This is a genomic window from Devosia sp. MC1541, assembly GCF_012847305.1.
GTDB lineage: Bacteria > Pseudomonadota > Alphaproteobacteria > Rhizobiales > Devosiaceae > Devosia.
The window spans coordinates 1-10,818 of the sequence record NZ_JABBDZ010000031.1 but is presented as its reverse complement, the minus strand read 5'-3'; the positions used below and the strand labels follow the sequence as shown (position 1 = coordinate 10,818).

The window sequence follows — 10,818 nt, the reverse complement described above, 5'->3', positions numbered from 1 at the left end:
CCTGCTCGAGCCGATCGGGAACATCCCGCCCGCAGAGGCCGAGGTCAACTTCTACGCCGCTCTGGAAACTGACGCCATGGCCGCGTAACTAACCGAAATCAGCTTCCGGCAAACCCGGCGCGGTTCAAAATGGCATTTCGATAGCTATGGACCAAGAAGGTTCTACGTGGCGAGCTCAAGCCAGCGGAACGGCTATCGCGGACGACTACACGAACATCAACGGTAGCTTACTTAAGTCGGAAGAAGGTCAGAGTTGGTCTTTTACCCTGAAAGGCGCCTTCTCCGGTCAGGGTGCTGCCACGGTTCGACTTTCGGCAGTCAGCGCTGAAGGAAAGTATTTGGGCGAAATCAGCGAAGGAATACCGCTGTCAGCTAGCTCCACTGAAGTCACCCTACGAGGTGTTGCGCCATCAGGGACAGATCGGGTGCTGCCCTACATCCAACTTCTTTATTCAGCTGGAGACGTTGTCGACGATGTTGTCGAGATAGCAGGGGCCTCTGTCGCATCAGCGCCAAAAAAAAGAATAAAGACATAGGCCTAGACGGCTTCGTCCCTTTGAGTGCGGCCGACAACGTCAGCCTCCTGCTCCTCCAAGATCTCGATGATCTGCTCTTCGGTGAACCTGGTTCGCTTCATCTCTGGTCCTTCTGATGGGCCAGAGCCTACAGTAATCTGGATTAGGCGCAGGGAGCAACGTCATCAACGACCCATTTTTGCGGGTGTCCCTTCTGCCCTGGAACTACGCCACCGACACGTGATCGCAACAGCGCATACAAGGGAATTACGCTGCGAACGGAAATAATGGAGGGCAAACACCCGTCGCAGCCCCATCAACCCGGTGGCTTCTAGAGGGCACGCTCGAGAAGGCTCTGGAGCTTCGGTATCCAAAATTGGCTATCGTCAATCATGTCGACGGCATCGCTCATTCCATCGTCCGTAACAGACCTTGCTAAGAGGCTTACCGCCAGATCCGCAGCGTCGGATACCGGTTTGCCGTGATAGGAGACCACGGCAGAGCCCGACAATTCGTATTCTGCCGAAGTCAGAACCGAGCGGCCGTGAAGAAGGTATTGATACAGTTTGAGCGGCGATTCATCGTGCAGTCGGTCTGTTCTGTAGGGGATTAACCCCACCTTAAATGTTCTCATCAGCTTAGGAATATCACGATGCTGGAACATTCCCGTCGTAGTAACGCCGGGCAGACTTCGTAGCGAATTCTCGACAGCCTTGTCGTAAAACTCGCCGTGTATGATGATAGAGTGACGTCGAGCTGTGAGTGAGCGCACAAGGTCGATGTCAAATTTGTCGGTGACGAAACCAATAAATCCGAAATCGGCGGCCGAAGGGTCCAAAGTCACAGCCCCGCGTGAGGTTGGGCTTATCCCCGGTGAATTCGGAAGGACGATTCCGCTATCGTAGCCTTGAATACTTCCAGGCGACACGCCTGTTATAACATCGGCAAAACGCGAAACTCGTGCATACTTTTTCTGCACAAGGTCCTTCTCTTTCTGATCAAATCTGTTGTGCTTGGCAAAGTTGTCGATGAAATCATACCAGACGAAATCATGGCGCACCGAGCCGTAATCAATTCCGCCTATGGGGAGGAAATCTAAAATCACATTTGTGCAGCCATCGATATAGAAATCAGTTTTGTTTAATTGGTCATAGCAACGGGAAAACCACTTGCGGCCCGAAAGAGGGCCAATCAAATCCAAGCTGGTTTTGTCGATGTAATGTATTTTTCCACGATTCAGATTTTTTGTTAGCGACTTGCTGATTGCCCGTTCGTAAACCGAAACAGGTCGATTTACGACAGTGACCCTCTCAACATTCTCAAGGGCGGCAAGGGCGGCAATGATCTGAGTGTCTCTCACCGCTGGACCGTACTTATCAACAAAGTACATATCCCTGTAAGGCAGTACAAAAAAATTAAACCGCTTCATCTCAAGATCTCTTACCCAAACGACCATTTAACGCATCAGAGACGGCTTCTCTAAATACCACTAAGGCCCGACCTTTTAATAGAAGGCGGGTAACAACACTCAGTAGTAGGATATTGAACCTGAAGCGCATCGACGCCCCAAAGCCAGAATTTTCAGCATCTATCTTGTCGAGATATACTCTATTTCTAACGCTATAGTACGTGCTAAAATTACTTCCTCTCGTCCTGAGTTTGTAAATAAAATTATTTGAACCAGCCCCGGCATTCCATGATTGGTCGTATTCAAATAGTTCCAAGTAAGTTATTATCTTGATGCCGCCTGCCAGTTGGCTTAGGCGTCGCGTGTATTCCGTATCATCCGCATAGATGAAGAAGTCGGCTCTAGGTCCTTCGATGGAATTCACTAATTTTTTGGAGATCACCAATCCGCTGTAAGGGGCCTCTTTCAAGAGTGTCACCGCTGTCTGCTTGCGAACAGATGGAAGCAGTTTAGTTGCAAGTTTTCGAGCGTAGTAGATGGCGTCAAACGCGAGCACGGAACCAGCAGGGGGGTAAAGCAGAGAGTGCGAAATGCCTTGCAATGCATCTCTCATAACCTTGCGATCTTTGCGTAGGACTACCTGAACAGGGCCCAGAATATCATCGTTTGGCAAAATTCGCCGCACGCCACTGTCATCGTCTAGTAGAAGAAGATGTTTGCCCTTTCCCCTAACCGCAAAATCATCAATTAAGGCGCCAAATCCGCCTGCTGACCCTATGTTTTCCTCGGACTTTACTATCCGAATGTTCTGGTGCTGAACCGCCAAAGTCTCGACGACAGCCATATAGCCAGGGGAGCAACTGTTGCAGAATAACGTAATTTCTACAGGTTTGAGAGTTAGTGCGTCAGCCACAACCTTGTCTATGTAGGTAGATCTTTCTCCGTAGCAAAGCACGCCGACTGATAGAGACTGGCCGTGGTTCTTGGTTTCAGGCGAAGGCGGGGAGGTCACAGATTTGGCCCCCCTCGCGCCGGAAACTTGAATTTCGTCAGAACCTTGTTCTTAAGGGTGTCCAAGCTGGAAGAGACCAAGATGTGGTGCTCGTGCGTGAACAGTCGCTTCCACAAAGTTAGCTGAACAATCACGAGGGTCCCGCATATCAGGTAACGCCAAAGGCCGCCGTCAACCTGAGCTACAGCCAGAAGGACCCCTACAGCCACAATTACCCCGCCGATGCGTCTTAGGATCCTCTCCTGTTCACCATCGACAGTCGTTTTAACGTAAGCGAGTAGAGCGAAGTCGAGCGTTGCCCTTGCAGTCCACGCGAACGCGGCTCCCGCGATTCCAAATGAGCTGACGCAATAAGTCAGTACGGCGAGATAAAGCGGAAGCTCGATAAGGTGCAGTTTGGCTGTGATGTCGGCACGGCCTGAGGCCTGCAAAGCGTTATAATAGGGCCTAGCGGCTGTATTTACAAAGAACCCAACTGCCAGAATGGAAAGAATTGGCGAACTGACCCGGCTAAATTCCGGACTAATCCACAGCGCCATAAAGTCCGGCGACACAGCAATTACGACGAGGGAAAATGTGAAAGTGAGGAAATTTACGCATGACGATACCAGATCAAGAAAATTCGAGGCTCCGGCGCCATTGTCACCATAGAGTTTGGACATTCGTGAGAAAAGAACAGTAAAAGCTGCCTCTGGTATGAAGCTTAAGCGCGAAATTAGATCGTATGCCGTTGTGTAATAGGCAACGACTGCTATTCCCAAACTTGAAGCCACAAAAAATCGGTCAATATAGGTCATCAGCGGTGACACTATATTGCTGACCGTCATCCAACCGCCCACTCGCGCTATGTCTCTGAGAGGCGCTGAGTCGGAAGGGGTGCCGGCAACAATTCGTCTCATTGATCGCGTGGCGACCACGCCTGTCCAAAGTGTGAGTACGTATCGGCCCAATACCAAGACGGCCACTATGGCGCCAACATCAGTCGTAAATGGCAGGATCACTAGAGGCGCTATAAACATCCAGCAGCCCAGTGCTGACCTTGCTACAGAAACTGCCAGAAATTGTTCGGCTGCTTCCAGACTGCCCCGAAATCCATTGAACAGCACAACTGCTGGTACGCCGACCGACAACCAATAAAATGTGTTGAATGCGTCGGCTTTCAACGAAGGGGGGACGTTAATCAGCTGGACGATACTCGATGTGGCCGCGAGTAAGGCTAGAGCTCCAAATGCCGACAGCAAGACCATCGCATAAAGCGTTTTGGTGAAAGTGGACCAGATAAGACTGATCCGGTTTTCGCCAATAAGTCTCGCAATTGACTGTGTCAGTGCTCTGCCCAAGCCGAGGTCAAATATGCTAAAATATCCGACCATCACCCAGGATATTGAGAGTAAGCTGAACCTCTCTAGGCCTAGTCCGTCAATTATGATTGGAATAGTCAGTAGGCCGATGAGCAGGGGAAGCCCCACACCGGATATGTTCAGAATGATGTTTCTGATCATGGATGTGCTTCTGAAGTGGTCATCTCTTGTGCGGTTATCTGGTCTAGCAGCACAGCTTCATATTGTTCGTGTATTGTCTGCAGAGTAAATAATTCAGAGTGACGGTCGATCGCTGCATTTTTGGCAGCGTCTATTGACAGTTTTCCGTCCTCAATGGAGGAAAACAGCGCTGACAATTCCTGTTCATCGCTGAAATAGAACTGGCTGTCTCCCGCGACCCAACGGTTAAATCGGTTGTCATGTGCCACGACTGCGTTAGCAGCGCCTAGTGCTTCCACTAGAGACGGGTTGGTGCCTCCAACTTGGTGCCCATGTAGGTAAGCGAGAGCGTGCACGCGCAGCGCGGAGACGATAGCCTGGTCATAAATTGCCCCAACGAATTTCACTTGGGCGGATGCACTGCTACGAACAGCTCGATGATACGGGTTGCTGTCGTCAAATTTGCCGAGGACGACTAGGGTAGTATCCCGATGAGTGCTCGAAAAAGCCCTTACGATTTCAAGAATGGAGTTTTCGGGCTCTATTCGAGCGATCGACACAAAATAGCGGTTTGGGACAATTCCCATGGAAAGAACCGCGGTATCGCTCACATTTTCCAGCTTGTTTGACCCATAAGGGATCACTTTAGCTCTATTGCATCCGTGTCTACGCAAATGGCGAGCGATCTCTGGATGGTCGGCGATCGGCAGAGTTGCGACATTTGATCCGATGAACTCGTTCAGGTAAAACCATGCCTTGATGGGTAATGACCATTTGTCGCGACGCCACTCCACCCCATCCATGTTCATGACGACAGGCTTGCCACGCAGCCGAAGCAATATGCTGAAGATGGCGGTGTTGTAGCCAAGTACCAGATTTACGCCAGGACGTTTGGAGGCGTCCCATATGCAGCGCCAGTCGAACTGAATGCTGCCTGCGGAGCCTGTCGATTTTGCTCCGAAGTGGATTCGGTGAATTCCTTGCCAGTCGTCTTCGTAGTCAGATTGAAGAGATCCGTTGGCGTCAGGCTCTAGCTGGCAGTAAACGTTTACGGTCCATCCTCGATCACGAAGATAAGGGGCGAGATGTCCGGCAAATGTTTCAAAACCACCATGTGCCGCCGGAATGCCCCGGATGCCCAAGATATTTATGATCTTAAGGCTTTGAGTCATTATGTGTTAGCCAGGATGGATTTGAGGTATTGGCCGTAAGTGCTTTTCTTCAGTTCGTCGGCAAGAACTTCCAGCCGGGCGGCATCTATATAACTCATGCGGAACGCGACCTCTTCGGGGGACGCGATTTTGAAGCCTTGCCGTTTTTCGAGGGTCGCAACGAACTGCGCCGCATCCAGCAAGCTGTCAGGGGTGCCGGTATCCAGCCAGGCGTAGCCACGTCCCATAAGCTCCACAGACAACTCACCCTTCTCAAGATAGATCCGGTTGATGTCGGTGATCTCAAGTTCGCCGCGCGGCGATGGTTTTAAATTCGCGGCGATGCCGATGACCTGCTCGTCGTAGAAATAGAGACCCGTTACCGCCCAATTGGAGCGCGGCTTGATCGGCTTTTCTTCGATCGACACGGCGCGCATATCAGCGTCGAACTCGACGACGCCGTACCGCTCGGGGTCGGTCACATGATATGCGAATACACTGGCACCGTTTTGGCGAGTTGTGCTGGCATTCATCAATTCCGGTAGACCGTGGCCGTAAAAGATGTTGTCCCCAAGCACTAGGGCAGACGGTCCGCCGGCAACGAAATCCGCTCCGATGATGAAGGCCTCGGCTAGGCCATTTGGATGTTCCTGGCTCGCGTAAGACAGTGAGATTCCCCATTGCGACCCATCGCCGAGAAGGCGCTTGAAGCCCTCAATGTCATGAGGCGTGGTGATGATGAGGATGTCTCTGATGCCCGCCAGCATAAGGGTGGTGAGCGGATAGTAGATCATCGGCTTATCGTAGACCGGCATAAGCTGCTTCGATACAGCCTTAGTGATCGGGTAAAGACGGGTGCCGCTGCCGCCAGCAAGGATGATGCCCTTCATGATCGTATCTGCTCCAAAGAAATCGTCATGCGCATCAAACGGTGCCGGCTAAGAGCCGAGCGATCGTGGCGCGGGTTGAGGTTTGCCAGGCGGGCAGGGCCGCGCCATGGATTTTCTGCAGTTTGGAAGTGCTTAGTCTTGAGTTAGCCGGCCGTCGCGCCGGCGTTGGATATTCGTCGGTGGTGATGCGCGACACGTTTGCTGACGGACCGCCCAACTGCTTGGAGATCGCGAAGATTTCTGTCGCGAAGTCCGCCCAACTGGCTTCCCCAGCGCCGACCATATGAAAGACGCCGCGGAGTTCACGATTGTCCGGTTGGTCCTTCAAATTACGTGCAACCAGCAGGACCGTGTCGGCGATGTCTAATGCCGATGTCGGATTTCCCAACTGATCGGCAACCACGCGCAATTCGGGTCGGTCGGCGCCGACGCGCAGCATCGTTTTCAAGAAGTTATTGCCGAAGGGCGAATAGACCCAAGCCGTCCTGAGAATGGCGTAGTTGCTCGTTGCGGCGATCACCGCCTGCTCGCCGGCCAGCTTTGTGCGCCCGTAGACACCAAGCGGGTTGGTCGGGTCTGTCTCGACATAGGGCTCGGGTTTGCTCCCGTCGAAGACATAGTCAGTCGACAGGTGAATTATTGGCACACCCAGTTGCGCTGCAATTCCAGCGACCACGCTTGGCCCGACTGCGTTGACAACCTCTGCCGCTGCCTCGTCGGCCTCCGCCTTATCGACTGCAGTGTATGCTGCGGCTGATATGATGACGTCGGGTTTTGCGCCCGCGATAGCATCCATGCCAGCCTGTGCGTTGGACAGGTCGAATTCTGGACGCCCGAGAGCGATAACTTCGACGCCCGCCGCGGTGCCGCGCTCGATCAACGAGGTGACAACCTGTCCGGTCTTGCCTGTAACGAGAAGGCGCATTAGCACACCTTCGTCGATGCAGCAGGCAAGACGCCCAAACGTTCGCCGGCATAGCGATCGCGCAGCGGCTCCCACCACCAGCTATTGTCGAGATACCAATCAACCGTCTTTTCGATGCCGGTATCGAAGTTTTCCAAGGCGCGCCACCCGAGCTCATTTTCAAGCTTGGTCGCGTCAATCGCATAGCGCGCGTCATGACCTGGGCGATCTGTGACGAACCGGATTAACTCTTCGCGCGGCTTCGTGCTTGACGAGCGTTCATCGAGCACATTGCAAATGCGGCGCACGACATCGATGTTACGGCGTTCGTTGCGACCGCCCACATTATAGGTTTCGCCAATGCGGCCGCGCTCAATAATAACATCAAGGGCCCGAGCGTGATCTTCGACGTACAGCCAGTCGCGGACGTTCTCGCCTTTGCCATATACAGGCAATTCTTTGCCGGCGAGAGCATTGAGAATGGTGAGTGGAATCAGTTTTTCGGGGAAGTGATACGGTCCGTAATTGTTTGAGCAATTCGAGACCACGATCGGCATCTTGTAGGTACGTTCCCACGCCTTAGCCAAATGGTCCGACGCAGCTTTTGAGGCCGAGTAGGGCGAACTTGGGTCATATGGCGTGGTCTCGGTAAACAGACCTTCGTTGCCTAGAGAGCCGTACACCTCGTCCGTTGACACATGCAGGAAACGGAAGCGCTGTTGGGCGTCTGTGTCGAGCTTGCCATAGTAAGCCCTCGCCGCCTCTAACAGGGTGAAGGTGCCGATGACGTTTGTCTGGACGAAGTCTTGCGCTCCTGTGATGGAGCGATCAACGTGGCTTTCCGCCGCCAGATGCATGACACGGTCGGGGCGGAAAGTTTCGAACGCCTCGTCCATCGCCCGCCTGTCGCAAATATCTGCTTTCAAAAACCGGTGGTTTTGTCGGCCTTCGACCAATTTCAGCGATTCCAGATTGCCCGCATAGGTCAACTTGTCGACCGTGAGGATCTCGTAGCCCTTTTCGATAACAAGGTGACGAACGAGCGCAGATCCAATGAAGCCAGCGCCGCCGGTAACGAGAACCCGCATTTCAGTGTCCTTCGAAGGAGAAGTATTTTGGCAGGTCAGCGAGGCGTGGCTGCTGAGTGTCTTTTGGAGACAGCTGGGTTGGATCGACAACATCTGGCCAGACGATGCCAATCGCTGGATCGTCCCAGCTCACTCCTTTGTCGCACTCGCGGTCGTAGTACGACGTCACTTTATAGGCGACGAGGCAATCAGGCTCCATGGTGCAAAAGCCGTGCAGAAAACCGGGAGGTACCCAGAGTTGGTTCCCTTTTTCAGCAGTGAGGACGGCGCTGACCCATTTGCCGAAAGATGGTGAGCCGACCCGAATATCGACGGCAACGTCAAAAATGGAGCCAAAAATGCAGCGCACAAGTTTGCCTTGAGCGGACGGATTGGACTGAAAATGCAGGCCCCGCAACACGCCCGGAGCGCGGCTTAGTGACTGATTTTCTTGCACAAACGAATAGTTGGCAACGTTAGCCTGAAACCAATCGTCCCGGAACGTTTCAGAAAAATAGCCCCGATGATCGCCATGTCGGTTGGGGACTATTTCTACGACCCCATCTAACGCTGTTTTGAATAAGTCCAATGCCCCACTCCCTCTACACAGTCACACAGTCACACAGTCACTCAGTCGATAAGGATCGATGAGGTAATCTACTCGGCGGCGATCGTGCCAACAGACTGATCTGCACCCGTCGGGCGTCCAATGCTGGTGTAAGAAAAGCCGGCCGCTTCGGCCTCTTTCTGCCGGTACACATTTCTGAGGTCGACGAAGGTGTCGCCATTCATCGCCGCGCGCAGACGCTTCAGATCGAGGCCGCGAAATGCGCTCCATTCCGTAACGAGAACAAGCCCATCGGCGCCATTAGCAACACCATAGGCGTCATCTGCGTATTCGATGTTGTTGATCACCTGTTTTGCCATCTCGATCCCCTCAGGATCGAAGGCGCGTATTTTGGCCCCGGCGTCCTGCAGTGCCTGAACGATGGCAATGGAGGGCGCGTCGCGCATATCGTCGGTGTTTGGCTTGAAGGTCAGGCCCAGAATGCCGATGGTCTTGCCTCGAACATTGCCACCCATAGCCGTGATGATTTTTCGGCCCATCGCACGCTTCCGCCGGTCATTGACTTCGACCGTTGCCTCGACCAATCGGAGGGGAGCGTCATAATCTTGGCCAGTCTTCACCAGTGCCAAGGTGTCCTTCGGGAAGCATGACCCGCCATAGCCTGGCCCGGCGTTCAAAAACTTGCTGCCAATCCGGCCATCAAGGCCAATGCCGCGCGCGACATCTTGGACGTTCGCGCCGGTCCGTTCGCACAAGTCTGCCATCTCGTTGATGAAGGTGATCTTCATGGCGAGAAAAGCGTTGCCGGCGTACTTTATGAGTTCGGCAGTGCGGCGCCCCGTGAACATCAGCGGCGCCTGGTTCAAATACAGCGGCCGGTACACGTCGCTCATGACTTCGCGAGCGCGTTCGTCTTCAAGGCCGATGACAATCCGGTCCGGCTTTTTGAAATCTTCAATCGCTGCGCCTTCGCGCAGGAATTCTGGGTTTGAAACCACCACGACATCGGCGGAGGGGTTTGTCTCGCGGATAATGCGCTCGACTTCATCACCTGTGCCCACAGGAACGGTGGACTTCGTGACGACGACCGTGAAGCCGGTTACGGCACGCGCAATGTCGGCTGCCGCAGCATAGACATATGAAAGGTCGGCATGGCCATCGCCGCGCCGCGACGGGGTGCCGACACCGATGAAGACGACTTCCGCACTCGCGACAGCGGGCGCCAAGTCGGTCGTGAAGGTCAGTCTACCCGCTTTGGCATTTTCTGAAACCAGCGCTTCTAGGCCCGGCTCGAAAATAGGGATCTGGCCGTTCTTTAGGGCGGAGATCTTTTGCTCGTTGAGGTCAACGCACGTCACATCATGACCGAAGTCCGCAAAACAGGCGCCGCTGACCAAGCCAACATAGCCGCTGCCAATCATCGTAATGCGCATAGTACTGTCCCCAACTAGCCGTGAGCCTAGTTACACACAAAGCAAAGCTTGGAGAACCCAGGCCAACCGCGATTTCGTCAAATGGTTAGCGACCGAATTTCAATAAAGGCTTTGAATCGTTGGGCATTTTCTTTGGCTCGGCTCTTTTGCATGGAACCCATGCGTTTCGGTAGCCGCTCTCAAAGAAGAGAACGCCACGGAAGACCCGGGTTGGGCCTTCTGCCGATATACTTGCGGTTTCCCTCTTTGTTCCGCAAGGGCCTGTAGATATGTCGGTACTCGCGGGACATCTCCAATAAGCTGACATTTGTTGAGCTAAGGAGGTATTCATGAACCAGGAACAACGTGAGATTGCGCGCAAGCTTCGTGTTCTGAGGCACGCAGAAGAT

General features: G+C 53.4%; 10 protein-coding genes. 1 reads left to right on the top strand and 9 read right to left on the bottom strand.

What is annotated here, in order from left to right; genetic code table 11:
* The first annotated feature begins 146 nt into the window (after nt 1-146).
* On the top strand, nt 147-536 hold the full coding sequence (locus HKD40_RS17315) for a hypothetical protein (protein WP_169197025.1): 390 nt from the start codon (nt 147-149) through the stop codon (nt 534-536).
* 310 nt (nt 537-846) lie between these two features.
* Here the strand turns inward: HKD40_RS17315 and HKD40_RS17310 are convergent, their stop codons facing one another.
* From HKD40_RS17310 to HKD40_RS17270, 9 genes are all read right to left on the bottom strand, one after another.
* On the bottom strand, nt 847-1,944 hold the full coding sequence (locus HKD40_RS17310; protein WP_169197024.1) for a hypothetical protein: 1,098 nt from the start codon (nt 1,942-1,944) through the stop codon (nt 847-849).
* 1 nt (nt 1,945) lies between these two features.
* Nucleotides 1,946-2,878 carry a glycosyltransferase gene (locus HKD40_RS17305; RefSeq protein WP_349236822.1) on the bottom strand — a complete coding sequence of 311 codons (933 nt, stop codon included), beginning with the start codon at nt 2,876-2,878 and terminating at the stop codon, nt 1,946-1,948.
* A gap of 53 nt (nt 2,879-2,931) precedes the next feature.
* Entirely contained in the window at nt 2,932-4,437 is a 1,506-nt protein-coding gene (locus HKD40_RS17300) for a flippase (protein ID WP_169197022.1), read from the bottom strand.
* Complete coding sequence (locus HKD40_RS17295) at nt 4,434-5,588, bottom strand: DUF1972 domain-containing protein (RefSeq protein WP_169197021.1); 1,155 nt, start codon at nt 5,586-5,588, stop codon at nt 4,434-4,436. The genes HKD40_RS17300 and HKD40_RS17295 overlap by 4 nt, the downstream gene beginning before the upstream one ends.
* On the bottom strand, nt 5,588-6,457 hold the full coding sequence (gene rfbA, locus HKD40_RS17290; protein ID WP_169197020.1) for a glucose-1-phosphate thymidylyltransferase RfbA: 870 nt from the start codon (nt 6,455-6,457) through the stop codon (nt 5,588-5,590). Before rfbA ends, HKD40_RS17295 begins: the two co-directional genes overlap by 1 nt.
* 34 nt (nt 6,458-6,491) lie before the next feature.
* On the bottom strand, nt 6,492-7,382 hold the full coding sequence (gene rfbD / locus HKD40_RS17285) for a dTDP-4-dehydrorhamnose reductase (RefSeq protein WP_169197019.1): 891 nt from the start codon (nt 7,380-7,382) through the stop codon (nt 6,492-6,494).
* Entirely contained in the window at nt 7,382-8,449 is a 1,068-nt protein-coding gene (rfbB, locus tag HKD40_RS17280) for a dTDP-glucose 4,6-dehydratase (protein ID WP_169197018.1), read from the bottom strand. The genes rfbD and rfbB overlap by 1 nt, the downstream gene beginning before the upstream one ends.
* Nucleotide 8,450: 1 nt before the next feature.
* The gene (gene rfbC / locus HKD40_RS17275) at nt 8,451-9,017 is read right to left on the bottom strand and encodes a dTDP-4-dehydrorhamnose 3,5-epimerase (protein WP_169197017.1); all 567 of its coding nucleotides are present in this window, start codon (nt 9,015-9,017) and stop codon (nt 8,451-8,453) included.
* A 68-nt stretch (nt 9,018-9,085) separates the two neighbouring features.
* Complete coding sequence (locus tag HKD40_RS17270) at nt 9,086-10,429, bottom strand: UDP-glucose/GDP-mannose dehydrogenase family protein (RefSeq protein WP_169197016.1); 1,344 nt, start codon at nt 10,427-10,429, stop codon at nt 9,086-9,088.
* Nucleotides 10,430-10,818 lie beyond the last annotated feature (389 nt).

What these genes read in the sequence shown, in the direction of transcription:
- rfbB (WP_169197018.1), bottom strand. Translation starts at nt 8,449, where the DNA reads ATGCGGGTTCTCGTTACCGGCGGCGCTGGCTTCATTGGATCTGCGCTC.
- HKD40_RS17270 (WP_169197016.1), bottom strand. Translation starts at nt 10,429, where the DNA reads ATGCGCATTACGATGATTGGCAGCGGCTATGTTGGCTTGGTCAGCGGC.
- HKD40_RS17315 (WP_169197025.1), top strand. Translation starts at nt 147, where the DNA reads ATGGACCAAGAAGGTTCTACGTGGCGAGCTCAAGCCAGCGGAACGGCT.
- rfbD (WP_169197019.1), bottom strand. Translation starts at nt 7,382, where the DNA reads ATGCGCCTTCTCGTTACAGGCAAGACCGGACAGGTTGTCACCTCGTTG.
- HKD40_RS17310 (WP_169197024.1), bottom strand. Translation starts at nt 1,944, where the DNA reads ATGAAGCGGTTTAATTTTTTTGTACTGCCTTACAGGGATATGTACTTT.
- HKD40_RS17300 (WP_169197022.1), bottom strand. Translation starts at nt 4,437, where the DNA reads ATGATCAGAAACATCATTCTGAACATATCCGGTGTGGGGCTTCCCCTG.
- rfbA (WP_169197020.1), bottom strand. Translation starts at nt 6,457, where the DNA reads ATGAAGGGCATCATCCTTGCTGGCGGCAGCGGCACCCGTCTTTACCCG.
- HKD40_RS17295 (WP_169197021.1), bottom strand. Translation starts at nt 5,588, where the DNA reads ATGACTCAAAGCCTTAAGATCATAAATATCTTGGGCATCCGGGGCATT.